Source organism: Streptomyces sp. NPDC022552 (genome assembly GCF_055561875.1).
On the sequence record NZ_JBVHGJ010000022.1, the window covers coordinates 38,425 to 62,081 of the forward strand.

Annotated in this window: 22 protein-coding genes and 1 riboswitch; of the genes, 9 read left to right on the forward strand and 13 right to left on the reverse strand. The window is 71.8% G+C overall.

Going from position 1 to position 23,657, the window contains the following annotated elements; genetic code table 11:
- Window positions 1–12: 12 nt before the first annotated feature.
- The gene (murQ, locus tag ACZ3OF_RS34815) at window positions 13–948 is read left to right on the forward strand and encodes an N-acetylmuramic acid 6-phosphate etherase (protein WP_361676650.1); all 936 of its coding nucleotides are present in this window, start codon (window positions 13–15) and stop codon (window positions 946–948) included.
- Between the two features lie 38 nt (window positions 949–986).
- Window positions 987–2,465 carry a PTS transporter subunit EIIC gene (locus ACZ3OF_RS34820; RefSeq protein ID WP_361676645.1) on the forward strand — a complete coding sequence of 493 codons (1,479 nt, stop codon included), beginning with the start codon at window positions 987–989 and terminating at the stop codon, window positions 2,463–2,465.
- A gap of 28 nt (window positions 2,466–2,493) precedes the next feature.
- Here the strand turns inward: ACZ3OF_RS34820 and ACZ3OF_RS34825 are convergent, their stop codons facing one another.
- From ACZ3OF_RS34825 to ACZ3OF_RS34835, 3 genes are all read right to left on the reverse strand, one after another.
- Complete coding sequence (locus ACZ3OF_RS34825; RefSeq protein ID WP_467308829.1) at window positions 2,494–4,026, reverse strand: alpha/beta hydrolase; 1,533 nt, start codon at window positions 4,024–4,026, stop codon at window positions 2,494–2,496.
- 177 nt (window positions 4,027–4,203) lie between these two features.
- Window positions 4,204–5,298, reverse strand: coding sequence for a calcium-binding protein (locus ACZ3OF_RS34830; protein WP_361676639.1), 1,095 nt, complete (start codon window positions 5,296–5,298; stop codon window positions 4,204–4,206).
- Window positions 5,299–5,494: 196 nt separating this feature from the next.
- On the reverse strand, window positions 5,495–6,094 hold the full coding sequence (locus tag ACZ3OF_RS34835) for an isochorismatase family protein (protein ID WP_361676636.1): 600 nt from the start codon (window positions 6,092–6,094) through the stop codon (window positions 5,495–5,497).
- A 104-nt stretch (window positions 6,095–6,198) separates the two neighbouring features.
- Between ACZ3OF_RS34835 and ACZ3OF_RS34840 the strand changes: the two genes are divergently transcribed.
- A complete protein-coding gene (locus ACZ3OF_RS34840) occupies window positions 6,199–7,227 on the forward strand; it encodes a GlxA family transcriptional regulator (protein WP_361676633.1) in 1,029 nt (342 codons plus the stop codon).
- Here the strand turns inward: ACZ3OF_RS34840 and ACZ3OF_RS34845 are convergent.
- Window positions 7,224–7,703 (reverse strand): DUF2000 family protein, encoded by a 480-nt coding sequence (locus ACZ3OF_RS34845; protein WP_467308832.1) that lies wholly within the window; start codon window positions 7,701–7,703, stop codon window positions 7,224–7,226. The genes ACZ3OF_RS34840 and ACZ3OF_RS34845 overlap by 4 nt on opposite strands.
- A gap of 49 nt (window positions 7,704–7,752) precedes the next feature.
- Between ACZ3OF_RS34845 and ACZ3OF_RS34850 the strand changes: the two genes are divergently transcribed.
- The gene (locus tag ACZ3OF_RS34850) at window positions 7,753–8,598 is read left to right on the forward strand and encodes an AraC family transcriptional regulator (protein ID WP_467308834.1); all 846 of its coding nucleotides are present in this window, start codon (window positions 7,753–7,755) and stop codon (window positions 8,596–8,598) included.
- Between the two features lie 44 nt (window positions 8,599–8,642).
- Here ACZ3OF_RS34850 and ACZ3OF_RS34855 read toward each other — a convergent pair whose 3' ends face one another.
- From ACZ3OF_RS34855 to thrC, 6 genes are all read right to left on the reverse strand, one after another.
- Window positions 8,643–9,206: a GNAT family N-acetyltransferase gene (locus ACZ3OF_RS34855; protein ID WP_361676625.1), complete on the reverse strand. Its 564-nt coding sequence runs from the start codon at window positions 9,204–9,206 to the stop codon at window positions 8,643–8,645.
- The gene (locus ACZ3OF_RS34860) at window positions 9,203–9,670 is read right to left on the reverse strand and encodes an SRPBCC family protein (RefSeq protein ID WP_361676623.1); all 468 of its coding nucleotides are present in this window, start codon (window positions 9,668–9,670) and stop codon (window positions 9,203–9,205) included. Before ACZ3OF_RS34860 ends, ACZ3OF_RS34855 begins: the two co-directional genes overlap by 4 nt.
- A 149-nt stretch (window positions 9,671–9,819) precedes the next feature.
- Window positions 9,820–11,448, reverse strand: coding sequence for a chaperonin GroEL (gene groL / locus ACZ3OF_RS34865; protein WP_361437039.1), 1,629 nt, complete (start codon window positions 11,446–11,448; stop codon window positions 9,820–9,822).
- Window positions 11,449–11,826: 378 nt separating this feature from the next.
- Complete coding sequence (locus ACZ3OF_RS34870) at window positions 11,827–12,030, reverse strand: cold-shock protein (RefSeq protein ID WP_005315736.1); 204 nt, start codon at window positions 12,028–12,030, stop codon at window positions 11,827–11,829.
- Between the two features lie 413 nt (window positions 12,031–12,443).
- Complete coding sequence (locus ACZ3OF_RS34875) at window positions 12,444–12,722, reverse strand: MoaD/ThiS family protein (RefSeq protein ID WP_215066190.1); 279 nt, start codon at window positions 12,720–12,722, stop codon at window positions 12,444–12,446.
- Between the two features lie 117 nt (window positions 12,723–12,839).
- The gene (thrC, locus tag ACZ3OF_RS34880) at window positions 12,840–14,132 is read right to left on the reverse strand and encodes a threonine synthase (protein WP_383225932.1); all 1,293 of its coding nucleotides are present in this window, start codon (window positions 14,130–14,132) and stop codon (window positions 12,840–12,842) included.
- A 17-nt stretch (window positions 14,133–14,149) separates the two neighbouring features.
- Window positions 14,150–14,303, reverse strand: a riboswitch (SAM riboswitch).
- Between the two features lie 133 nt (window positions 14,304–14,436).
- On the opposite strand from thrC, the gene ACZ3OF_RS34885 reads away from it, so the two are divergent.
- The 3 genes from ACZ3OF_RS34885 to ACZ3OF_RS34895 all read left to right on the forward strand — a co-directional run bounded on the left by ACZ3OF_RS34885 (window position 14,437) and on the right by ACZ3OF_RS34895 (window position 18,847).
- Complete coding sequence (locus tag ACZ3OF_RS34885) at window positions 14,437–15,378, forward strand: glucosyl-3-phosphoglycerate synthase (protein ID WP_361676620.1); 942 nt, start codon at window positions 14,437–14,439, stop codon at window positions 15,376–15,378.
- 56 nt (window positions 15,379–15,434) lie between these two features.
- Window positions 15,435–17,318, forward strand: a complete 1,884-nt coding sequence (locus ACZ3OF_RS34890) for a DUF7927 domain-containing protein (protein WP_467308842.1) — start codon at window positions 15,435–15,437, stop codon at window positions 17,316–17,318.
- 65 nt (window positions 17,319–17,383) lie between these two features.
- Window positions 17,384–18,847, forward strand: coding sequence for an alpha,alpha-trehalose-phosphate synthase (UDP-forming) (locus ACZ3OF_RS34895; protein ID WP_361676615.1), 1,464 nt, complete (start codon window positions 17,384–17,386; stop codon window positions 18,845–18,847).
- A gap of 7 nt (window positions 18,848–18,854) precedes the next feature.
- On the opposite strand, the gene otsB is transcribed toward ACZ3OF_RS34895, so the two are convergent.
- Genes otsB through ACZ3OF_RS34910 form a run of 3 tightly spaced genes read right to left on the reverse strand, consistent with a single transcriptional unit; the run spans window position 18,855 to window position 21,295 of the window.
- A complete protein-coding gene (gene otsB, locus ACZ3OF_RS34900; protein WP_361676612.1) occupies window positions 18,855–19,703 on the reverse strand; it encodes a trehalose-phosphatase in 849 nt (282 codons plus the stop codon).
- Between the two features lie 23 nt (window positions 19,704–19,726).
- Complete coding sequence (locus tag ACZ3OF_RS34905; protein ID WP_361676609.1) at window positions 19,727–20,011, reverse strand: DUF3263 domain-containing protein; 285 nt, start codon at window positions 20,009–20,011, stop codon at window positions 19,727–19,729.
- 12 nt (window positions 20,012–20,023) lie between these two features.
- Entirely contained in the window at window positions 20,024–21,295 is a 1,272-nt protein-coding gene (locus ACZ3OF_RS34910) for an ABC transporter substrate-binding protein (RefSeq protein ID WP_361676606.1), read from the reverse strand.
- Window positions 21,296–21,504: 209 nt separating this feature from the next.
- Here ACZ3OF_RS34910 and ACZ3OF_RS34915 point away from each other — a divergent pair, with 209 nt between their 5' ends.
- Together ACZ3OF_RS34915 and nagA are read left to right on the forward strand one after the other, a co-directional pair.
- The gene (locus ACZ3OF_RS34915) at window positions 21,505–22,443 is read left to right on the forward strand and encodes an ROK family protein (protein WP_361676604.1); all 939 of its coding nucleotides are present in this window, start codon (window positions 21,505–21,507) and stop codon (window positions 22,441–22,443) included.
- The gene (gene nagA / locus ACZ3OF_RS34920; RefSeq protein WP_361676602.1) at window positions 22,443–23,588 is read left to right on the forward strand and encodes an N-acetylglucosamine-6-phosphate deacetylase; all 1,146 of its coding nucleotides are present in this window, start codon (window positions 22,443–22,445) and stop codon (window positions 23,586–23,588) included. Before ACZ3OF_RS34915 ends, nagA begins: the two co-directional genes overlap by 1 nt.
- Window positions 23,589–23,657: the final 69 nt, after the last annotated feature.

Below are 23,657 nucleotides of genomic sequence, written 5' to 3' on the forward strand. Positions count from 1 at the left end.
AAAGAGCCGCACGTGTCTTCTGCTACGTACTCCGAACTGCGCGCCCAGCTGGCCACCCTCACCACCGAGGCGTTCCGTCCCGAGCTCGCGGAGATCGACCAGCTCCCGACCCTCGAGATCGCCCGCACGATGAACGCCGAGGACCAGACCGTCCCGGCCGCCGTCGCCGCGCAGCTGCCGCTGATCGCGGCCGCGATCGACGCCACCGCCGCCCGCATGGCCCAGGGCGGCCGGCTGATCTACGCCGGCGCGGGCACCGCCGGTCGGCTCGGAGTCCTCGACGCCAGCGAGTGCCCGCCCACCTTCAACACCGACCCCTCGGAGGTCCTCGGTCTGATCGCGGGCGGCCCGTCGGCCATGGTGAGGGCGGTCGAGGGAGCCGAGGACTCGGCGGAGCTCGCCGCGGCCGACCTCGACGCGCTGAAGCTCACCCCGAACGACACGGTGGTCGGCGTCTCCGCCTCGGGCCGTACCCCGTACGCCATCGGCGCCGTCGCGCACGCCCGCACCCAGGGCGCGCTGACGATCGGCCTGTCCTGCAACGCGGACAGCGCGCTCGCCGCCGCCGCCGAACACGGCATCGAGGTCGTCACGGGCCCCGAACTCCTCACCGGTTCCACGCGGTTGAAGGCGGGTACGGCGCAGAAGCTGGTCCTCAACATGATCTCGACGATCACGATGATCCGGCTCGGCAAGACGTACGGAAACCTGATGGTCGACGTCCGCGCCTCCAACGACAAGCTCCAGGCGCGCTCGCGACGGATCGTCGCCCTGGCCACCGGCGCGCCGGACGAGCAGATCGAGACCGCCCTCGCCGCGGCGGACGGCGAGGTGAAGACCGCGATCCTGATGATCCTCGCCGACATCGACGCCAAGGCCGCCGACCGGCGCCTCACGGACTCGGCGGGCCATCTGCGGGCCGCCCTGCACGCCGAGACAACCCCCTGAACCTCCCCCGTCCCCGCACAGCAAGGCACCACCGCACCATGAGCACAGACGACAAGAACCGCGCCATCGCCGCCGCGATCCTCCCCCTCGTCGGCGGCGCAGAGAACATCGACTCCGTGGCCCACTGCATGACCCGGCTCCGGCTGGGTCTGCGGGACCGCTCGCTCGTCCAGGACGAGGCCCTGAAGGCCCTGCCGTCCGTGCTGGGTGTGGTGGAGGACGACACGTACCAGATCGTGCTCGGCCCCGGCACGGTCGCCCGCGTGACGCCGGAGTTCGAGGCCCTGGTGGCCGCGGCCCCCCGGCCGTCCGCCGACGGACTCGCCGCCCAGGGCGCCGCGATCAGGGCGGCGCGGAAGGTGAAGAACCAGACGCCGTTCAAGCTCTTCCTGCGCAGGATCGCGAACATCTTCGTCCCGCTCATCCCCGCCCTCATCGGCTGCGGCATCATCGCCGGCCTCAACGGCCTGCTGATCAACCTGGGTTGGTTGCCGGGCGTGACGCCCGCGCTCGCGGCGATGGCGAGCGGGTTCATGGCGCTGATCGCGGTCTTCGTCGGCTTCAACACGGCGAAGGAGTTCGGCGGTACGCCGATCCTGGGCGGTGCGGTCGCGGCGATCATCGTCTTCCCCGGTGTCGCGAAGATCGACGCGTTCGGCCAGACGCTGTCGCCCGGGCAGGGCGGTGTGCTCGGCGCGCTGGGCGCCGCGGTGCTCGCGGTGTACGTCGAGAAGTGGTGCCGCCGCTGGGTGCCGGAGTCCCTCGACGTGCTGGTCACGCCGACCCTCACGGTCCTGGTCTCCGGCCTGGTCACGATCTTCGGCCTGATGTTCGTGGCCGGTGAGATCTCCACCGCGATCGGCGACTTCGCCAACTGGCTCCTCGCCAACGCCGGTGCGGGCGCGGGCCTCGTCCTCGGCGGGCTGTTCCTGCCGCTGGTGATGCTGGGGCTGCACCAGGCGCTGATCCCGATCCACACCACCCTGATCGAGCAGCAGGGATTCACCGTCCTGCTGCCGATCCTGGCGATGGCGGGCGCGGGCCAGGTCGGCGCGGCGGTCGCGGTCTACTTCAAGCTCCCCCGCAACGGCTCCATCCGCCGCACCATCAAGTCCGCCCTCCCGGCCGGCTTCCTCGGCGTGGGCGAGCCCCTGATCTACGGCGTCTCGCTCCCGCTGGGCCGCCCGTTCGTCACGGCCTGCGTCGGCGGCGCGTTCGGCGGCGGCTTCGTCGGCCTCTTCAACATGCTGGGCGACAAGGTCGGCTCCACGGCCATCGGCCCCTCGGGCTGGGCCCTCTTCCCCCTCCTCGACGGCAACAAGGGCCTGGGCGGGACGATCGCGATCTACGCGGGCGGGCTGCTGGTCGGCTACGTGGTCGGGTTCGTGACGACGTACTTCTGGGGCTTCAGCCGGGAGCTCCTGGAGGAGTTCGACGTGGAGACGGACCCGGTGGAGGTGCCCGTGGCCGCGGGTGGCCCCGTGGCGCCGGAGGCACCGGAGCCCGTACGGGTCTGACCCTGCCCCTGAGGACGGGCGTGCGTGGTCAGTTCGCGCAGTACGTGTCCCGAGCCGGCCGCTTCCCCGTCCGCAGGAACTCCGTCACCGCCGCGTTCCCGCACGCGTTGCCGTTGCCCAGGTACATGCCGTGCCCGCCCTGGTCGACCGAGACGAGCCGGGCGCGGTCGCCGAGGGCCGCGCGCATCTTCAGACCGGCGGCGTACGGGGTCGACGGGTCTCGGAGGCTCTGGATCATCAGGATGTCGGACGGACCCCGGTCCGTGATCCGGGTCGGCTTCTCCGCCGGGGCCTTCCAGAAGGAGCAGGGCGTGATGTTCACCGGGAACCCGGCCGTGAGCGGTCGACGGGCGCGGTCCGCGGCGACGGCCCGCTCGTGGGCGGCGACGGAACGCGGCCAGCTCACGTCGTTGCAGATGACGCCGACCATCATCGCCGCGTCCTCGTCCGGCAGTGCGGCGGCGAGCTCCGGCGGAAGCGCGGGCTTGCGCGTCGGGTGCTGGGCGTCCACCACCAGCCGGGCGAACCCGGCGAAGGCCGCGTCGCTGTAGAGCGCGTTCTGCAGGGCCTGCAGGAGCACGGTGCCGGTGAGCGGGACGCCCGGGGTGGTGGACTCGGCCGGCGCGCGGTCAAGCCGCTCCGCCAGCGCGATCACCAGCGGACGTACGTCCTCGGGACGCTCCGCGAGACGCAGCCCCTGCGTCTCGCGGTCCGGGTGCGCCGCCCACGCCGCGAAGTCGGGGAACCGGTCGTCCGCGCCCTCCCCCAGGTACGCGAGCCAGCCTCTGGCCACGCGCTTCGGGTCCGGGTCGTTGCTGCTGTCCAGGACCCAACGGTCGGTCCGGTGCGGGAACTTCTGCGCGTACACCGCGCCCACATACGTACCGTACGAGACTCCCCAGGCCGACAGCTTCTCCTCGCCGAGCGCCCGCCGGAACCGGTCCAGGTCCCGCGCCTGGTTCGCCGTCGTCATGCTCGCCAGCTCGTCACCGCCGTTGCGCGCGCATGCCTCGGCGGTCCGCCGGGACCGGGCGACGTTCTCGGCGATGCTCCCGTCGGCGCCCGGCCAGGAGCGGAGGGTCACCATTCGCCGGTCGTCCTCGTCCAGCCCGCAGCTCGCCTTGACGCTGCCGCCCACGCCGCGCGGGTCCATCGCCACCAGGTCGTACGCACCGCCCAGTTCGCGCCGCAGCGCATCCCCCTTCATGGTCAGCCGCTGGACGCCGGAACTCCCCGGGCCCCCGGGGATCACGGCCAGCGCGCCGCGCCGCTCGCCGGGCCGGTCGCTGCGGATCCGGGAGACGGCGATCCCGACCTGGCGGCCCCGGGGGTCGCTGTAGTCGAGGGGGACGGAGAGGGTTGCGCACTCCTGCCCGGGCAGCGGCTTGGGCCTCAGGTGCGGACGGGTGACGGCGCACTCGGTCCACGCGAGTCCTGCCGACGGGGTCACGGCGGCGGAGGCGGGACCCGAGGCGGAGGCGGGACCGGCCGCGGTGAGGCCGGCCACGACGGCGGCGGAGGAGAGGGCGATCAGCAAGGCCTTGGAGGCGTAAGTCGTCATGCGGCAAGCTTTGTTGACGTTCCGTCATGATCCCATCCGGCAGCCGGGACGGTCCGAGGTGGGGCTGCCCCCCGACCCGGCCCCCGGCCGGACCCCAGCCCGTCCCGTCCTGGTCCCGTGCCCCAGCCCCGTCCGGAGGCCGCCCTGACGGGGGACGTCCTCCAGGGACGTCCTGCGTCAGGGCACGTTCGAGACCGTCTCGCAGCCGCCGGCCGCGACGTCCGTCCCGGCCTCGCCGTCGCAGACGTCGGGGGATCCGGCGCCGCCGAGCAGCACGTCGTTGCGCGGACCGGCCTTCAGCCGGTCGACGCCGGCGCCGCCGAGGAGCGTGTCGTCCCCGCCCGCCGTGCCGACCGTGTTCTCGATGAAGAAGTCGGCGTTGTCGCCGAGCAGCCGGTCGTCGCCGCCCCGCCCTTCGATGAGGTCGTCGCCCGCGCCGGTGGGCGCCGTGGTGTTCACGGAGCTGTCGCCGAGGAGGACTTCGCCGGCGCTGCCGCCGACGATCCGGTCGTCGCCGGCGCCGGAGGCCGTTCCCTCCGCCGCGTTGTGGTCGCCGATGGCGAAGAACCCGCCGTCCGCGCCCAGCTCCAGGAGATCGTCCCCGCCGTTCCCCGAGGCGTTCCGCTGCGCGTTGTTGTCGCCGATGAGGATGTCGGTGCCGGCGCCGCCGCGCAGCACGTCGTCACCGGCACCGGCCGCGTCGGTGACGGTCGCGACGGAGTCCCCTGCCATGTCGTCGGCGCCCGCGCCGCCGTCCAGTACGTCGTCGCCACCACCGGTCGCACTCGAACCGCGGCTGTCACCGGCCACGACGTCGTCGCCCGGCCCGGCGAACACCTGGTCGTCGCCACCACCGGTGGCGACCCCGGCGAGCGCGAAGCTGTCACCGCCGAGCCGGTCGTCGCCCTCGCGGCCGAACACACGGTCGTCGCCGCCGCCGGTGGCGTCGCCGGTGAGGGCGAGCACGTCACCACGCGCGTTGTCGTCGCCCGCCCCGGCGTCGATCCGGTCGTCACCCAGGCCGCCCGCGACGAGGTCGTCACCGCCCAGGGCGCAGATCAGATCGTCGCCGCCCCCACCGTCGATCGTGTCCACACCGTCCGACCCGACGATCACGTCGTCGCCGGCGGTCCCCAGGATCGCCCCGGCCCCCGTGATGCTCGCGGGCACGCCGAAACACGTGGGCTGAGCCGCGACGGCGGTCCCGGTCGGCAGACCGAGAGCGAGCAGCGCGGCGGCGGCCATCAGAGCGGAAACGCGGCAGGAAACCATACGGACCTCCAGAAGTCCGGAATCGTCACGGAACGTCACCTCTGCGGACGTTCGGTCACCAGTCCGGACGCTACGTCGCCACCTCGCGGGCGGCGACCGGTGGCCGCATTCGGGTGCCGGTGGCCGCATTCGGGATCTGCCCGGCGGCTCGGATCAGCCCGGGCTCAGCCCGGCCCCCAGCTCGGCTCGGCCCCGCTCACCTCAGATCCGCCCCCGACGCCACCACGACCCCGTACAGGTCCCCGATCGTCGCGAGGGCGCTCCGGTGCAGCTGGTCGGCGGTCACGTCGGCGGCCGTCGTCCGCAGCGGGCGGGTCGCGCAGGCGTCGGCGACGACCGTGGGGCGGTTGCCGCGCAGGAACGCGCCCTCCGCCGTGAACGTCACGCACATGTGCGTCATGAATCCGGCGACCACGACGTCCTTGTGCCCGGCGGCGTCCACGTGTTCGGCCAGGTCGGTGCCGACGAAGGCGTTCGGGACCTTCTTGACGACGACCGGCTCGCCCTCGACCGGGGCCACGCTCGGGTGGATCGCGCCGATCTCCTCCCGTATGTCGTACGGCGTGCCCTCACCGCCGTCGTTGACGACGTGCACCACCTTCGCCCCCGCCTCCCGCGCCCGGGCGAGGAGCGCGGCGGCGGAGTCGAGCGCGGCCCGCCAGCCGTCCAGCTCCATCACGCCGCGCGTGTAGGTGTTCTGGTAGTCGACGAGGATCAGCGTCGCGTCGGAGAGCGACGCCGGCGTCTCGTCGAAGCCGTTCAGTTCGCGCAGAGTCGTCGTACGAGTCGTACCCATGGAAGAAATACCCCCTGGCTCGGGCTGTTTCGCTACGTCTGAAACGCTATGGCCGACCCCGACGCGTCGGCAATGTCGCCCAACTTGCAGATACGGACATCGAGATGAGCCCGGTGGAACGACTGATCGTCATCGTCCTCTTCGAGGGCGTCGACCTGCTCGACGTCACCGGGCCGCCGGAGGTCTTCTCGCTCCTGCGCCGCGAGACGGACGACGCGTCCGGTTACCGCGTCGTCCTCGCCGCCGAGACGACGGACCCCGTCACCACCTCCGCCGGCGTACGGATCCTCCCGGACCTCACCTTCGGCGAACTGCTCGGCGCACCGGGCACCCGGAGCATCGACACCCTCCTCGTCCCCGGCTCCGTCGAGGTCGACGACCTGCGGCGGGTCCACGCCCTCGCCGACCCCGCCGTCGTCGACCGGGTGAAGACCCTGGCCGAGCGGACGCGCAGGGTCGCCTCCGTCTGCGTGGGAGCGCACATCCTCGCCGCCGCGGGGCTCCTCGACGGCAGGCGCGCCACCACCCACTGGTCGACCGCCCGCCAGCTCGCCACCGACCATCCGCTGGTCGAGGTCGACGCCGACCCCATCTTCATCCGCTCGGGTGACGTGTGGACGGGCGCGGGGATCAGCGCCTGCCTCGACCTGTCCTTGGCCCTCGTCGCCGAGGACTTCGGCGAGACCGTCGCGCTGCGCGTCGCCCGGCAGCTCGTGATGTACCTGAAGCGCCCCAGCGGACAGAGCCAGTTCAGCGTGCCCCTCGAACCGGTCTCCACGACCCGGCGCATCGAGGACCTCCGCCTCCACATCACCCGCCACCTCGACGAGCCGCTCACCGTCGACGACCTCGCCGCGTACGCGCACGTCAGCAGCCGCCAGCTCACCCGGATCTTCAAGGAGGAACTCGGCGTGACGCCGGGCGTCTACGTCGAGTCGGCGCGCGTCGAACGGGCCCGCGCGGCGCTCGAAACCACCGATGCCACCCTCGAACGGATCGCGTCCGGCTGCGGTTTCGGTACGACCGACACCCTGATCCGGGCGTTCCGGCGCCGCCTCGACACGACACCCACGGAGTACCGGCACCGCTTCCGTACGGGCCCCGTGGAGGATGCGCGCCCGTACGGGTCCTAGGGGTGCATCCGGGCGCCCTTGAGCACCTTGTCGACGGCGTTGCGCGGCCCGTGGACGGCGAGCCCCACGAGATCCAGCCGGTCCCCCGGCACCGCCCGGACCGCCGCGCGGTTGTCCCGGTCGTTGCCGGTCGCGAAGAGCTCGGCGGTGAACACCGCGCGGGGCAGCTCCCGCGCCAGGGCGCGGCCGTGCGCGGCGCCCAGGGTCTCCTTCGTCCCCTCGAAGACGAGGACGGGCTGCCGGAACATGGGCAGGTACGGCGTGCCGTCGGCATCGGCGTACGGCTCGCCGATCACCTCGGGGAGCGCGGAGCCGATGCCGCTGACCAGGAACGCGGTGACGTTCAGCCGCTGCCAGGTCTCCAGGTCCTCGCGCAGCAGGACGGCGATCTTGGTGTCGAAACGCACGGGGGCGTTGTCGGGGGTGACCTCGGGGGTGGTCTCGGGGCCGTTCTCGGCGGTGCTCTCGGTGGTCATACCCTGAGACTGCCCGTCGTCCTGCGGCCCCTTCTTGTACGTTCTTGGCATGGTGGCGCGGCAGGAGGCACGGCAAGAGGTCTCGGCGTGGCGCCCGACGGTCCCGGGTGTCGTGGAGGTCTTCCACGCCCACTTCACCGAGCACGCGTACCCGATGCACGTCCACGACGTGTGGACCCTGCTGATCGTCGACGACGGCGCGGTCCGCTACGACCTGAACCGGCGCGAGCACGGCACCCCGCACGACACGGTGTCCCTGCTCCCGCCCCACGTGCCGCACAACGGCTCACCCGCCACGGAGCAGGGCTTCCGCAAGCGGGTGCTCTATCTGGACCTCACCCAGCTGGACGAGAGCCTCATCGGCGCCGCCGTCGACGGCCCCGACATCGTCGACCCGCTGCTGCGCGCCAGGGTCGGGCAGCTGCACACGGCGCTCACGCACCGGAGCGACGACGAGCTGGAGGCGGAGAGCCGCCTCGCCCTGATCTCCGAACGCCTCCGCGGCCACCTGCACCCCCGCCTCGCCGCCGTACCGGGCCCCCGGGCGCGGGCCGCACGCGGCGTGGCCCACGACCTGCGGGACCTCCTCGACGCGCGCCTGCGCGACGGCCTGCCCCTGACCGAGGCGGCCAAGCTCGTGCACGCGCACCCCACCCACCTGGTCCGCGCGTTCACCTCGACGTTCGGCATCGCCCCGCACCAGTACGTCACGTCCCGCCGCATCGCCGAAGCCCGCCGCCTCCTCCTGGCCGGCCGTCCGGCCGCCGAGGTGGCGCCGGCGACGGGCTTCTACGACCAGTCCCACCTCACCCGCCACTTCCGGCGCCACGTCGGCACCACGCCCGGCCGGTACACCGGGGCCCTGCGCTCCGGAGCGCCTCGGTCGCGGCGCTGAGCGGATCGGACCGCCCCCGAGCCGCCCGGCCACGGCCCCCGAGCTCACGCTCCGCCGTCGTCCCCGGCCGTCGGGACACGCACCCGCCCGTACATGAACATGTCCCGCCGCTCTCCGCCCACTTCCTGCCAGGACCGCAGCAGCCCCTCCCGTACGTACCCGGCCCGCTCCGCCGTCCTCGCCGAGGCCTCGTTCCACGGTTCGACGAGCAACTGGAGGCGGGGGATGCCCAGTTCATCGATCGCCCACTCGCTCAGCGCCGTGAGCGCCGCCCCCGCCGCGCCCTCGCCGCGGCAGGAGGGCGCCACCCAGTAGCCGACGGTCGCGCGGCCTTCGGGGAGGTCGCGGAGCCAGAGGCCGATCATGCCCGCCGGACGGTCGTCGCGGCGGCGGACGATGACGAAGGAGTAGCCGGCGCCCGTCTCGGACCGGCTCCACTGGCGGCGGACGAACCCCTCGCCCTCCGCCTCCGAGTACACCGGCGGGACCGTGGTGATCAGCGGGATGTACGGATCCGTCGACGCCTCCTCCACGAGCGGCAGGTCCGCGCGCTCCCACGGGCGCAGGTCGTACGCCCCGGCCGGCAGCAGCGGCACGTCCAGGCTCACATCGTCTCCAGATAGGCCGCCAGGCGGTCGTACTCCTCCTTGACCCCGGCCTCCATCCCCGTCGCCAGCGCCTGGTCGCGGATCTCCGACGAGGGCCAGAGCGACGTACTGGTGAGCGCCGTGCCGCCGTCGGGCGTGTCGTCGAAGGTGAGGGTGACGTGGACCGGAGGTCCTGGCATGAGCTCGAAGACCTCGGTGTAGACGAGGCGCTCGTTCGGGACGATCTCCTCGTACGTGCCGGAGAAGACGATCTCCCGGCCGTCGGGGGCCTTCTGGCCCCAGCGCCACGTGCCGCCGATGCGGAGGTCGACGTCGGAGATCACCGTGGGCAGGGCGGCCACGCCGTACCACTGCCGTACGTGCTCGGGTTTCGTCCACGCCTCCCAGACACGGGCGGGCGGGGCGTCGAAGGTCCGGGTGATGACCAGCTCGCGGTCGGCCGGTGTCGTCAGCAGCGTGATCATGGATCGCTCCCGCCTTCCGAGAGGCTCCGCCTTCCGAGAGGGGCGGACCGCCCCACCCCACCAGCATCACCCCGAACGCCCGAGGGCGGCACCCCCAGCTGGGGGTGCCGCCCTCGGTCGCGTACAGCGAGGAACTACCGAGCCGAGGCTCAGAAGTCCATGTCACCGCCCGGCATGCCACCCGGGGCGGCCGCGCCGGCCTTCTCGGGCTTGTCGGCGATGACGGCCTCGGTGGTCAGGAACAGCGCGGCGATGGAGGCCGCGTTCTGCAGGGCGGAACGCGTCACCTTCGCCGGGTCGATGATGCCCTCGGCGATGAGGTCCACGTACTCGTTGGTCGCGGCGTTCAGGCCGTGACCGACGGGCAGGTTGCGGACCTTCTCCGCCACGACGCCACCCTCGAGGCCGGCGTTGACGGCGATCTGCTTCAGCGGGGCCTCCAGGGCCAGCTTCACGATCGCGGCACCGGTGGCCTCGTCGCCCGAGAGGTCGGCCTCGAGCTTCTCGAAGACGTTGGAGGCCTGGAGCAGGGCCACGCCACCACCGGCGACGATGCCCTCCTCGACGGCCGCCTTCGCGTTGCGAACGGCGTCCTCGATGCGGTGCTTGCGCTCCTTGAGCTCGACCTCGGTCGCGGCACCGGCCTTGATGACCGCAACACCGCCGGCGAGCTTCGCCAGGCGCTCCTGCAGCTTCTCGCGGTCGTAGTCGCTGTCCGAGTTCTCGATCTCGGCGCGGATCTGGTTGACGCGACCGGCGACCTGCTCGCTGTCACCGGCACCGTCGACGATCGTGGTCTCGTCCTTGGTGATGACGACCTTGCGGGCGCGGCCCAGCAGGTCCAGGCCGGCGTTCTCGAGCTTGAGGCCGACCTCCTCGGAGATGACCGTGCCGCCCGTGAGGATGGCGATGTCGTTCAGCATGGCCTTGCGGCGGTCGCCGAAGCCCGGAGCCTTGACCGCGACGGACTTGAAGGTGCCGCGGATCTTGTTGACGACCAGGGTCGACAGGGCCTCGCCCTCGACGTCCTCGGCGATGATCAGCAGGGGCTTGCCCGACTGCATGACCTTCTCCAGGAGCGGGAGCAGGTCCTTCACGGAGGAGATCTTGGAGTTGACGATCAGGATGTACGGGTCGTCCAGGGACGCCTCCATACGCTCCATGTCGGTGGCGAAGTACGCCGAGATGTAGCCCTTGTCGAAGCGCATACCCTCGGTGAGCTCCAGCTCCAGACCGAAGGTCTGGGACTCCTCGACGGTGATGACGCCTTCCTTGCCGACCTTGTCCATCGCCTCGGCGATGAGCTCGCCGATCTGGGTGTCGGCGGCGGAGATGGAGGCCGTGGAAGCGATCTGCTCCTTGGTCTCGACATCCTTCGCCTGCTCGAGCAGGGCGCCGGAGACGGCCTCGACGGCCTTCTCGATGCCGCGCTTGAGGGCCATCGGGTTGGCGCCGGCCGCCACGTTGCGCAGGCCCTCGCGGACGAGCGCCTGGGCGAGGACGGTCGCGGTGGTCGTACCGTCACCGGCGACGTCGTCCGTCTTCTTGGCGACTTCCTTGACCAGCTCGGCGCCGATCTTCTCGTACGGGTCCTCGAGCTCGATCTCCTTGGCGATGGACACACCATCGTTGGTGATCGTGGGGGCGCCCCACTTCTTCTCGAGGACGACGTTCCGGCCCTTGGGGCCAAGGGTGACCTTGACGGCGTCGGCGAGCTGGTTCATCCCGCGCTCGAGACCGCGCCGTGCCTCCTCGTCGAACGCGATGATCTTGGCCATGTGAAGTGGTCCTCCCGGACATGGGGTGGATAACGCTCCAGGACCGCGCCGACGCCCGCGACGGACGGCCTGCGTGCCCTGTGGTTCCTTGCCCCACCTGGCCGCGGACCTCGTCTGCCCGATCCTCGTAAGCACTCTCACCTTCAGAGTGCTAACGCCAATGATTAGCACTCGGCACAGGAGAGTGCAAGGCCGTCCCGAAGGGACGTCGATGAGGGGTGGCGGTCGGGCGACGGGCGGGGGCAAGCGCCTCTCGATGATCGGAACCCCGTCGCGCCACCTCCCGCGCACGCACGAGGGGTCCGCATCCTGGTCAGGATGCGGACCCCTCGGCGTGAGAACGCGTGAGTGCGTACGTGGTGGCCGATCGCGCCGTGCTCAGACGGCGAGCTTGACCATGTCCGCCTGCGGACCCTTCTGGCCCTGCGAGATCTCGAACTCGACCCGCTGACCCTCTTCAAGGGTGCGGTAGCCGTCCATCTGGATCGCGCTGTAGTGGACGAATACATCCGCACCACCGTCGACCGCGATGAAGCCGTAGCCCTTCTCCGCGTTGAACCACTTGACGGTGCCCTGAGCCATGCCTAACTCCCCTATTACTGGCCCTTGCGCGGGACCCGCACTTCGCGGGACCCGGGTCAGACCCTGCGCCGGAACGCGTCGACCGCGGCTGAATGTATCTGCCCAACTGCCCTCTGCAACAGGTCAATCGGGCGAGAATTCTGGGCATGGCGTAAAGGAGAATTCAGGAGAATTCACTGAATTCCGGGGCAAGTCGGGCCCGGCAAAGTGCGCAGAAGGTACACAACACTCGAACACTTTGGCTGCTTCTTGTCGGGCGCGGACGCATTCTCATATGCGTCTGGCACAAGCAGCGAGGGGAGGCCGGGGGGACTTCCCCAACTCTACCGCGCTCAACCATGCAGAATTGCCCCCTCCGCTTCTCTCGCGGAGGGGGCAATTCGGTTACGCCGGGTAACAGGGCGGCGGAAGGCTCAGCAACCGCCGGCCACCGCGGGGATGATCGAGACGCCCGCGCCGTCCGGCGTCGCCGTCTCCAGGCCCTGCTCGAAGCGGACGTCGTCGTCGTTGACGTACACGTTCACGAAGCGGCGCAGCTTGCCCTGGTCGTCCAGGACGCGGGCCGCGATGCCCGTGTGGTTCTTCTCCAGGTCGGCGATGACCTCGGACAGGGTCGCGCCCTCGGCGGCGACCTCGGCCTGGCCGCCGGTGTAGGTGCGGAGGATGGTGGGGATGCGGACCTTCACGCTCATGGGCTGATCACCTTCGGTGGCTACGGGGCGGGTGCGGGGCGGGCGGGGACGGGGAGCGGGGCGGCGGCCGGAGCGGCCGGAGCACCGGCCGCCCCCGCACCCCGGCGGTCGCGGGCGTCAGCCCGCCAGGCCTGCTTCGCGGAACGCGTCCAGGCTCGGGCGGATCGTCGCGGTCGCCTGCGAGGTATCGGCCACCGCGTCCAGCGTCTTGAGGCCGTCACCCGTGTTGAGCACGACCGTGGTGAGGGCCGGGTCGATGAGGCCGGCCTCGACCAGCTTCTTCGTCACGCCGACCGTCACACCGCCCGCCGTCTCGGCGAAGATGCCCTCCGTGCGGGCCAGGATCTTGATCGCCTCGACGACCTGCTCGTCGTCGACGTCCTCCACCGCGCCACCCGTGCGGCGCGCGATGTCGAGGACGTACGGGCCGTCGGCCGGGTTGCCGATGGCGAGCGACTTGGCGATGGTGTTCGGCTTCTGGGGCCGTACGACGTCGTGACCGGCCTTGAAGGCCGCCGACACCGGCGAGCAGCCCTCGGCCTGCGCACCGAAGATCTTGTACGGCTTGTCCTCGACCAGGCCCAGCTTGATGAGCTCCTGCAGGCCCTTGTCGATCTTGGTGAGCTGCGAGCCGGAGGCGATCGGGATGACCAGCTGATCCGGGATCACCCAGCCGAGCTGCTCGCAGATCTCGTACGCGAGCGTCTTGGAGCCCTCGCCGTAGTACGGCCGCAGGTTGACGTTGACGAAGCCCCAGCCCTCGCCCAGCGGGTCGCCGATGAGCTCCGAGCAGAAGCGGTTGACGTCGTCGTAGTTGCCCTCGATGCCGACGAGCTCACCGCCGTAGACGGCGGCCATGACGACCTTGCCCTGCTCCAGGTCGTGCGGGATGAACACGCAGGAGCGGAAGCCGGCGCGGGCGGCGGCGGCGCCGACGGCGCCGGCCAGGTTGCCGGTGGAGGAGCAGGACAGGGTGGTGAAGCCGAAGGCGCGGGCGGCCTCCAGGGCCTGGGCGACGACACGGTCCTTGAAGGAGTGCGTCGGGTTGCCGGAGTCGTCCTTGACGAAGAGCTTGCCGGGCTCGACACCGAGCTCGCGGGCGAGGTTGTCGGCCTGGACGAGCTTGGTCCAGCCGGGGTTCAGGTTCGGCTTCTCGGCGACGTCCGCCGGGACGGGCAGCAGCGGGGCGTAGCGCCAGATGTTGGCGGGGCCGGCCTCGATCTGCTTGCGCAGCGCCTCGGGGTCACCGGTGGGGAGGTCGTACGCGACTTCGAGCGGGCCGAAACAGAGCTCGCAGGCGAAGATCGGGCCGAGCGGGAAGACTTCACCGCATTCCCGGCACGAAAGGCCGGAAGCGGGACCGAGATCGACGGTCCGGGAGGTTTCGGTGGAAACAGTCTGTACAGCCATGGAGGCGAGGCCCTTTCTCCTCATCTTTCCCATGACGAATGTCGTCATGAGACGGATTTGGCACCTTCCCTAGCCGGGAGCCTCGCTGGCGCGTTGTGTACGCGGACGAGACCGACTGGAGGGTTGCCGGGGCTTCAACGGGCCGTTTCCCTCTGCCCCTCTGGATGAGCGGTATTCGATTGTGTGAAGCGGTTGTGAGACGCGGGTGGGACCCCGACATGCATCGGGCATCCGCGTTGTTCAAGACTGTAACCGAAGGCCCGGAGGGTTGAACCTGCCGTCCGAACCGCGAGATGGAGATCACGTGCTGGAGGAAGTGGAGCGCTGGCTGGGCCGGCGGTCCTGGTCCGTGGCGGACCGTTCGCTCGACCGCATCCTGGCGGCGAAGCACGGGACGACGGTCAGCGTCGTCCTGCCCGCGCTCGACGAGGAGGCGACGGTCGGCGACATCGTCTCCGTGATCCGCCGGGAGCTGATGACCGAGGCCGTCCCGCTCGTGGACGAGCTCGTGGTGATCGACTCCGGTTCCACCGACCGTACGGCGGAGGTCGCGGCGGCGGCCGGGGCGCGTGTCGTGGCGCGCGACGCGATCCTCCCCCGGATACCGGCCGTGCCCGGCAAGGGCGAGGTGCTGTGGCGGTCACTGATGGTGACGCGCGGCGACATCGTCTGTTTCGTCGACGCGGACCTGCGGGACTTCTCCGCCGACTTCGTCACCGGGATCGTCGGCCCGCTGCTCACCGACCCCGACGTCGACTTCGTGAAGGCGATGTACGACCGTCCGCTGGGCGACGCTCCAGGTCAGGGCGGCCGGGTGACCGAGCTGGTGGCACGGCCGCTGCTCAATCTGCACTGGCCGCAGCTGGCCGGCTTCGTGCAGCCGCTCGGCGGCGAGTACGCGGCGCGACGCTCGCTGCTCGAACGGCTGCCGTTCCCCGTCGGTTACGGAGTGGAGCTGGGCCTGCTCGTGGACGCGCTCCACACGGTGGGTCTGGACGCCCTGGCCCAGGTCGACGTCGGGGTCCGCAAGCACCGGCACCAGGACGGCCGGGCGCTCGGACGGATGGCGGCGGCGATCTACCGGACGGCGCAGCTGCGCCTCTCCCGCGGGCATCTCGTGCGGCCCCGGCTGACGCAGTTCGAGCGGGACGACACCGGTTTCACCCCGCGGACGTACGCCGTGGACACCGAGGAACGGCCGCCGATGATCGACATCACGGAGTACACGCACCGCCGCGTGGCGTAACCCCGAATGATGATGCTTTTTGCATACATTTCGGTTTTATGCCGTTCACCCATCGAATGACCACGCTGCTGGCGGCGCTCGGCCTCGCCGCCGGCTCACTCGGTTCGCTCGGCTCGCTCACCCTCGCCGCGGCCGGTCCGGCCGTGGCGGATGTGGTGGAGCCCTTCGGCAAGCGCTACGAAGCGTCGCTCCACGGCGACTTCACGACCATCGGCAACACGGTCATGGGCTGCCCCACCGCCCCCGCCGACCTGGCCGCACGCTGCGCCACAGCGGCCGCGGGTCAGGGCCGCGAGGACAACGACACGTTCGCCATGGAGCGGATCGACACCGCGGCCATGAGCGCCGGATACGGCTCCAGCATCGGCCACGTCGTGATCCCGGTCGGTGCCCGGGTCGCGTACGCCCGGCTCTTCTGGGGCGGCAACGACGGTACGTACAGGGCGCCGAGCGGGGCGCAGACGAAGCGGTGCGACAGCTCCGGCGGCCGCGACGTGGTGACCTCCCCGGGCGACCACGCCACGACCGAGCCGCGCATCAGGGTCGGGGCGGGACCCGAGACGCCGGTGTCGATCGACAGCATGGTGACCGACCCGGCCGACACCGGCGGCCCGCACTACTACACGGGCGAGTCGGACGTCACGGCCGCGTTCGCGGGCGTGACCGGCACCGACATCCGGGTCGCGGTCGGCGACATCTGGGCGGCCGACGGCCAGGGCTGTGTGGCGGGCTGGTCCCTGACGGTGGTCCACGAGTTCCCCGGGCCCGAGCCGGCCTTCGCCCCGGACCGGCGCGCCGTCCGCATCTACGGCGGGCACGTCCTCCAGCGGTCCACCTCCCCCGCGACCACGATCACCGTCGACGGCTTCCACCGGACGGCGGGCAGGGCGCGGGCGAGCGTCACGGCGTACGAAGGTGACCGGAACACGCCGGGCGACCGCTTCCTCGTCGACGGCAGGAACGTCACCGAGGCCCGCACCGGCGACGCCGGCAACTTCTTCGTCGGCGGGCACGACGGCGCCGTGTCGCCCGCGCTGACGAACAACCTGAGCATCGACGCCAAGACCTTCGACATCCCGGAGGGCGCCGTTCCGGCGGGCGCACGGTCGGCGGAGCTGACCTTCACGACAACGGGCGACACGTACGTGCCCACCGCCGTCGCCTTCTCCGTACCGGTGCCGGACCTGGAGATCACCAAGACCGCGAGCCCGCAGAAGGCGAAGCCGGGCGACACCGTCACGTACACGGTCACGGCGCGGAACACGGGCCCCCTCGACCACCCGAACGCCCGGTTCGGCGACGACCTGACGGGGAACCTGGACGACGCCGTCTACAACGGCGACGCGAAGGCCACGATCGGCACGGTGACGTACGAGGCGCCGAAGATCACCTATGTGGGTGACATCCCGGCCGGCCGGACCGCGAAGATCACCTATTCGGTGAAGGTCGGCGACCCGGTGCGCGGGGACGGCACGCTCCGGAACCGCGTCGAGGCCGTGTCGCCACGCTCGAACTGCGGGGAGGGCAGCGAGGACCCGGCCTGCGCCGTGACCCCGGTCGTCGCCCCGCCGAAGCCGGGCCGGACGGACGGCCCGAGCACGAGCCCGAGCACCGGCCCGAGCCCGACGCCTACGCCTACGCCGACGCCGACGCCGACGGCCCCGGCAGACCCGAAGGCCCCGGAGGTCACGGCGTCCCCCTCGCAGACCCCGGCCCCCACACCGACCCCGGTCCCGTACGCGAGCGAGTCCGAGATCGGGCTGCTCGCCGCCCCCACCCCCCACGAGCCGCGCCCGCCCGCCCCGCCCGGCGCCGGCGGCTCCATGGCCGAGACCGGATCGAGCGGTGAGCGGCTCTGGCTGCTCGGCGGCCTCGCACTCGCCCTGGCCGCGACCGGTGTGGTGGCGAAGGCTGCCCTCCGTGGCCGCCGCGAACCATGAGGCGTGGATTCGCCAGAGTCGTATACGTACGTTTGAGCGTTTACGTGACGGGCTAGGTTCGCCACATGGCTTCTGTGCTCGTGGCGTCCAACCGGGGTCCGGTCTCGTACGCCCTCGCCGCCGACGGCACCCTCGGTGCCCGGCGCGGCGGGGGCGGTCTCGTCTCCGGGCTGAGCGCGGTCTCCTCCCAGGACAGCGTGTGGGTGTGCGCCGCGCTCGGGGACGGCGACCGCGAGGCGGTGCGGCGCGGGGTGGCCGAGCCCGGCGTGCGCATGCTGGACATCCCCCCGGAGGTGTACGCCGACGCGTACAACGGGATCGCGAACTCGGTGCTGTGGTTCCTGCACCACCATCTGTACGACGTGCCGCACGAGCCGGTCTTCGACGCGGAGTTCCGGCGCCGCTGGGCGTCGTACCGCGACTACAACAGGGCCTTCGCCGAGGAGCTCGCGGCACAGGCAGACGAGGGAGCGGCGGTCCTGGTGCAGGACTACCACCTGGCACTGGTGCCGGGGCAGCTCCGCGAGCTGCGCCCCGACCTGCGGATCGGCCACTTCACGCACACGCCGTGGGCGTCGCCGGAGTACATGCGGATGCTGCCGGAGGAGATCCGCGAGGAGCTTCTGTGGGGGATGCTCGGCGCGGACGAGCTCGGTTTCCACACCTGGGGATGGGCCCGGTCGTTCATCACCGGCGCGCGCATCGACAGCGCGGGCGGGGCCGCCGAGGGAGCCCTGCGCACCGACGACCCGTGGCGCGGGGTGCACCACCACCGGGCGGGGGGCGCACCTCGGCGCACCCGGGTCCACGTCTACCCCCTCGGTGTGGACGGTGACGAGCTGCGGGAGCTCGCCCACCGGCCGGAGGTCGACGACCGGCTGGCCGGGCTGCGGGCCGAGGTCGGCGACCGGAGGACGATCGTGCGGGTGGACCGTACGGAGCTGTCGAAGAACGTGGTCCGCGGCCTGCTCGCGTACCGGGAGCTGCTCCAGGAGCGTCCGGAGTGGCGCGGCCGGGTCGTCCACATGGCCTCGGCGTACCCCTCCCGCCAGGACCTGGAGGTCTACCGCGCGTACACGGAGGCGGTCGCCCGGCTCGCGGAGGAGATCAACGCGGAGTTCGCCACCGACGACTGGCAGCCGGTGCTGCTGTCGGTGAAGGACGACTTCCCGCGCTCCCTCGCGGCGTACCGGATGGCGGACGTGGCGCTGATCAACCCGATCCGCGACGGGATGAACCTGGTGGCCAAGGAGATCCCGGTGGTGTCGGAGGCGGGGTGCGCGCTGGTGCTCTCGACGGGGGCCGGGGCGTACGACGAGCTGCGCGAGGCGGCGCTGACGGTCAATCCGTACGACGTGTCGGAGACCGCGGCGGCCCTGCACCGGGCCCTGTCGATGCCGGCCGCCGAGCGCGCGGACCGCTCGAAGCACCTCGCCGAGGCGGCGACGGCGCTTCCGCCGCAGCAGTGGTTCCTGGCCCAGCTGAACGCCCTGCGCGACGGCACCGAACCCCCGGCGCCGCCGCGCTGACGGCCTCTCAGGCCTCCGAGGCGCGTACCGCCTCCGCCAGGTCAGTCAGGAACCGCACGACCCCCGGCGGGCCCGGGACCGACAGGTCGGCGCGGTCCGCGAGTTCGTGGACCTCCGTCGAGCCGCTGCAGACCAGCAGGCCCGGGGTGCCGTCCGAGCGGAGCTTCTCCACGGCCGCGAAGGCAGGCAGGTCGCCCAGGTCGTCGCCCGCGTACAGGACGGACCCGGCGCCCACCTCCCGTACGTACTCCGCGAGCGCCACGCCCTTGTCCATCCCAGGGGGGCGCAGTTCGAGGACCATGCGGCCGGGTTCGAGGACCAGGCCGTGGCGGGTGGCGAGGTCGGCGAGCGGGGCCCTGAGCGCCTCGAAGGCCGCCTCCGGGTCGGTGGAGCGGCGGGTGTGGACGGCGACCGCGCGGCCCTTCTCCTCGATCCAGGTGCCCGGCCAGGCGCCGACGCCGTCGAGGAAGCCGGGGAGTTCGGCGCGTACGGCCGCCACGCCGGGGTGGACGGCGGAGGCCTGGACGGTGCCGGTGACCGCGTCCCAGCGCTCCGCGCCGTAGTGGCCTAGGACGACGAGGTGGTCGAGGCCGGGGACGCCGGCGAAGCCGCCGTACCGTACGGCCACGCCGGCCGGGCGGCCGGTCACCACCGCCACCGAGGCGATCCGCGGGGCGAGCGCGGCGAGCGCGGAGACGGCGCCGGGGTGGGCGCGGGCCTGTTCGGGGTCCGGGACGATCTCGGCGAGCGTCCCGTCGAAGTCGAGGGCGACGACGGCCTTCTCCGGGCGCGCGAGAAGCGCGGCCAGACCGTCGCGGCCTGCGGATGTGGTCGGGTGCGGAAGGCTGCTGACCATACGACGACCCTACCGACGCGGGCTCACCGGCGCTGCTCCTTCTCGGCACGGACCCGGCGCAGCCGGTTGACGGTCACCGGGTCGTGCCGCAGGGCGCGCGGGTCGTCGAGGAGGGCGTTGAGGAGCTGGTAGTAGCGGGTCGCGGAGAGGCCGAGCTGCTCGCGGACGGCCCGCTCCTTGGCTCCGGGGCCGGGCCAGGAGCGCCGTTCGAGGGCGAGCACGGCCCGCTCCCGTTCCCCGAGCCCGGAGTCCTGCCCCGCGTCCCCGGCCCCGTCGTCGCTCGGTCCGGAGACGCTCGTGTCGGTCATACGAACAACCTATTACTCCGCGCTCTCGGCCGCCGTCGCCTCACGCGCGATCTCCCCCAGGACGTCGGAGGGCTTCGCCCCCGGGGTGACCGCCTTGCCGATGTTCTGCTTGATGTGGTCGCTGACCTGGGCCCAGGACGTCTTGCCGACCGGCGGGAGCTGGGAGTTCGGCAGCTCCGTGAGGAACTCGCGCAGGTTCTTGTGCTCCTCGTCGCTCTCCATCCGGGAGAACGCGCTGACGGTCACCGGCAGCAGGTCGTTGTCGCCCGCGAACTTCAGCACGTTCTCGTCGCTGAAGACGAAGTCGAGGAAGTCGCCGATCTCCTCGCGGTGGCCGTTCTGCTTGAAGCCCATGATCCAGTCGGCGACGCCCATGGACGCCTTGGCCCGGCCGTTCGCGCCGGGCAGCGCGACCTTGCCGACCTTGACGCCCTTCTTCTCGGCCTCCTGCATGAGCGAGGGGTGGCCGTTGAGCATGCCGACCTCGCCGCGCGAGAAGGCGGCGAAGGCGTCCTTGCGGTTGAGCTTGCCGGGGGCGACCGGGCCGGTGAGCTTCTTCTGGACCAGGTTCGTCTTCAGCCAGTCGAAGGTCTCGACGTTCTGCTCGGAGTCGATCCGGTAGCGGTCGGTGCCGTCGGTGTAGCCGTCGCCGCCGCTGAGCAGCCACATCATCGTCTCGGCCTGGGCCTCCTCCGGGCCGAGCGGCAGCGCGAAGGGGTACTTCACGTCCTTGTCCTTCAGCTTCTCCGCGGCGGCGGCCAGCTCGTCCCAGGTGGTCGGCGGCTTGCTGATGCCGGCCTGCGCGAAGAGGTCCTCGTTGAAGAAGAGCAGCCGGGTGGAGGCGACGAAGGGCAGGCCGTACTGGGTGCGCTTGTGCTCGCCGGCGGAGGCGAGGGGGGCCTGGAAGTTGGCCTGGACGGGGATGGAGAGCAGCTCGTCCGCGGAGTAGAGCTCGTCCGCGGCCGCGTAGTCGGCGTAGGCGCCGATCTGGGCGATGTCGGGGGCCTGGCCGGCCTTGACCATCTCGGCGACCTTGCGGTCGACGTCGTTCCAGGACTCGATCTGGACCTCGACCTGGACGCCGGGGTGCGTTGCCTCGTAGGCGGCGGTGAGCTCGTCCCAGTACTTCTTGGTGGTGTCGCCACCGGTCAGGTCGTAGTCGGCGGCGACCAGCTTCAGGGTCACGTCGCCGGAGTCGCTGCCGGAGAGACCACAGCCGGAGAGACCCGCGGTCATGCCCAGCGCGGCGAACGTCGCGGTCAGTCCAAGAAATCGCCGCTGCACAGCGTTGCCCCACCCTCATGCTCGTCGTTGAGCTGTGATTTTCACAGAAGAGGAAGCATAAGGTCTACACCACTTGGGTAGATTCTCGGGATCGGGTGAAGGCCTCGTGAAGCCCGGCCGCGGCGACCGCCACCCGGATTTGTATCCCTGCGCAACAATATGGGCCAGTGGACTAGACCTTTCGGGTCCGCACGCGCGAGACTGTTCCCGTGAGACACGTCATCGCCCTCGATGTGGGCGGCACCGGCATGAAGGCCGCCCTCGTCGGCACGGACGGCACCCTGCTCCACGAGGCACGGCGCGCCACCGGGCGCGAGCGCGGCCCCGAGGCCGTCGTCGAGACGATCCTCGGCTTCGCCGCCGACCTGCGCGCCTACGGCCTGGAGCGGTACGGCGAGCCCGCCGCGGCCGCGGGAGTCGCCGTACCCGGCATCGTCGACGCCGAGAACGGCATCGCCGTCTACGCCGCCAACCTCGGCTGGCGCGACGTCCCGATGCGGGCCCTGCTCAGCGAACGCCTCGACGGCATCCCGGTCGCCCTCGGCCACGACGTCCGCACCGGCGGTCTCGCCGAGGGCCGGATCGGCGCCGGGAACGGTGCCGACCGCTTCCTCTTCGTGCCGCTCGGCACCGGGATCGCCGGAGCCATCGGCATCGGCGGGGCCATCGAGGCCGGCGCCCACGGCTACGCCGGGGAGATCGGCCACATCGTCGTCCGCCCCGGCGGCGCCGAGTGCGGCTGCGGCCAGCGCGGCTGCCTGGAGCGGTACGCCTCCGCCTCCGCCGTCTCCCACGCCTGGGCCGCCGCCTCCGGCGACCCGGACGCCGACGCCGCCGACTGCGCCAAGGCCGTCGAGTCCGGCGACGCCAGGGCCGTACAGGTCTGGCAGGACGCCGTCGACGCGCTCGCCGACGGCCTGGTCACCGCGCTCACCCTGCTGGACCCCCGCACGCTCATCATCGGTGGCGGTCTCGCCGAGGCCGGGGAAACCTTGTTCACACCACTGAGGGCCGCCGTGGAGGAACGCGTCACGTTCCAGAAGCTGCCCGCCGTCGTCCCCGCGGCCCTCGGGGACACCGCCGGATGCCTGGGCGCGGGCCTCCTCGCCTGGGACCTTCTCTCCCTCGACTCGGAGGTATCCGCCTGATGGCCGTTTCCACAGTTCTCGCCGGTGCCCGTGTGGTGCTGCCGACCGGCATCGTCGAGAACGGACGGGTGATCGTCGACGGCGGTCGCATCGCGGGCGCCGCGCCCGCCGACGCGCCGGCGCTCGACCTCACCGGCCACTGGGTCGTCCCCGGCTTCGTCGACATGCACAACCACGGCGGCGGCGGCGCCTCGTTCACCTCCGGCACGGTGGACGACATCCTCACCGGCGTCCACACCCACCGGCTGCACGGCACCACCACCGTCGTCGCCTCCTTCGTGACCGGCGAGATGGACTTCCTGAGCACCCGCGCCGGGCTGCTCTCCGAACTCGCCGAGCAGGGCGAGATCGCCGGCATCCACTTCGAGGGCCCGTTCATCGCCCCCTGCCGCAAGGGAGCGCACGACGAGACGCTGCTGCGCGACCCCGACCCGGCCGACGTCCGCAAGCTGATCGACGCCGCCCGCGGCCAGGCCAGGATGGTCACCCTCGCCACCGAACTGCCCGGCGGCATCGACTCCGTACGCCTCCTCGCCGAACACGGCGTGGTCGCCGCGATCGGCCACACGGACGCCACGTACGAGCAGACCGTCGAGGCCATCGACGCGGGCGCCACCGTGGCGACCCACCTCTACAACGCGATGCCCGCCCTCGGCCACCGCGCCCCCGGCCCGATCGCCGCGCTCCTGGAGGACGAGCGGATCACGGTCGAGCTCATCAACGACGGCACGCACCTGCACCCGGCCGCCCTGGAGCTGGCGTTCCATCACGCGGGGCCGCGCCGGGTCGCGTTCATCACGGACGCGATGGACGCGGCGGGCTTCGGCGACGGCCGGTACATGCTCGGGACGCTGGCCGTCGAGGTGAAGGACAGCGTGGCGAGGCTCGTCGAGGGCGGCTCCATCGCGGGCTCGACCCTCACCCTGGACCGCGCGTTCAAGCGGGCCGCGACCGTCGACGGGCTGCCCGTCGAGTCCGTCGTCCAGGCCATCTCCGCCAACCCTGCACGGGTGCTCGGCATCGACGACCGGGTCGGCTCGCTGGAGCCCGGCAAGGACGCCGACCTCGTCGTCCTCGACGCCGACTTCGACGTCAAGGGCGTGATGCGCAAGGGCACCTGGGTGGTCGAGCCGCAGCAGGCCTGAAGTCGCCCGCTCAGCGCAAGGCGGTTGGCCCGGGGACTGGGCCAACCGCCTTCCGTTTGGCATGATCGT

What these genes read in the sequence shown, in the direction of transcription:
- ACZ3OF_RS34820 (WP_361676645.1), top strand. Translation starts at nt 987, where the DNA reads ATGAGCACAGACGACAAGAACCGCGCCATCGCCGCCGCGATCCTCCCC.
- ACZ3OF_RS34825 (WP_467308829.1), bottom strand. Translation starts at nt 4,026, where the DNA reads ATGACGACTTACGCCTCCAAGGCCTTGCTGATCGCCCTCTCCTCCGCC.
- ACZ3OF_RS34830 (WP_361676639.1), bottom strand. Translation starts at nt 5,298, where the DNA reads ATGGTTTCCTGCCGCGTTTCCGCTCTGATGGCCGCCGCCGCGCTGCTC.
- ACZ3OF_RS34835 (WP_361676636.1), bottom strand. Translation starts at nt 6,094, where the DNA reads ATGGGTACGACTCGTACGACGACTCTGCGCGAACTGAACGGCTTCGAC.
- ACZ3OF_RS34840 (WP_361676633.1), top strand. Translation starts at nt 6,199, where the DNA reads ATGAGCCCGGTGGAACGACTGATCGTCATCGTCCTCTTCGAGGGCGTC.
- ACZ3OF_RS34845 (WP_467308832.1), bottom strand. Translation starts at nt 7,703, where the DNA reads ATGACCACCGAGAGCACCGCCGAGAACGGCCCCGAGACCACCCCCGAG.
- ACZ3OF_RS34850 (WP_467308834.1), top strand. Translation starts at nt 7,753, where the DNA reads ATGGTGGCGCGGCAGGAGGCACGGCAAGAGGTCTCGGCGTGGCGCCCG.
- ACZ3OF_RS34860 (WP_361676623.1), bottom strand. Translation starts at nt 9,670, where the DNA reads ATGATCACGCTGCTGACGACACCGGCCGACCGCGAGCTGGTCATCACC.
- groL (WP_361437039.1), bottom strand. Translation starts at nt 11,448, where the DNA reads ATGGCCAAGATCATCGCGTTCGACGAGGAGGCACGGCGCGGTCTCGAG.
- ACZ3OF_RS34870 (WP_005315736.1), bottom strand. Translation starts at nt 12,030, where the DNA reads ATGGCTCAGGGCACCGTCAAGTGGTTCAACGCGGAGAAGGGCTACGGC.
- ACZ3OF_RS34875 (WP_215066190.1), bottom strand. Translation starts at nt 12,722, where the DNA reads ATGAGCGTGAAGGTCCGCATCCCCACCATCCTCCGCACCTACACCGGC.
- thrC (WP_383225932.1), bottom strand. Translation starts at nt 14,132, where the DNA reads ATGGCTGTACAGACTGTTTCCACCGAAACCTCCCGGACCGTCGATCTC.
- ACZ3OF_RS34890 (WP_467308842.1), top strand. Translation starts at nt 15,435, where the DNA reads ATGACCACGCTGCTGGCGGCGCTCGGCCTCGCCGCCGGCTCACTCGGT.
- ACZ3OF_RS34895 (WP_361676615.1), top strand. Translation starts at nt 17,384, where the DNA reads ATGGCTTCTGTGCTCGTGGCGTCCAACCGGGGTCCGGTCTCGTACGCC.
- otsB (WP_361676612.1), bottom strand. Translation starts at nt 19,703, where the DNA reads ATGGTCAGCAGCCTTCCGCACCCGACCACATCCGCAGGCCGCGACGGT.
- ACZ3OF_RS34905 (WP_361676609.1), bottom strand. Translation starts at nt 20,011, where the DNA reads ATGACCGACACGAGCGTCTCCGGACCGAGCGACGACGGGGCCGGGGAC.
- nagA (WP_361676602.1), top strand. Translation starts at nt 22,443, where the DNA reads ATGGCCGTTTCCACAGTTCTCGCCGGTGCCCGTGTGGTGCTGCCGACC.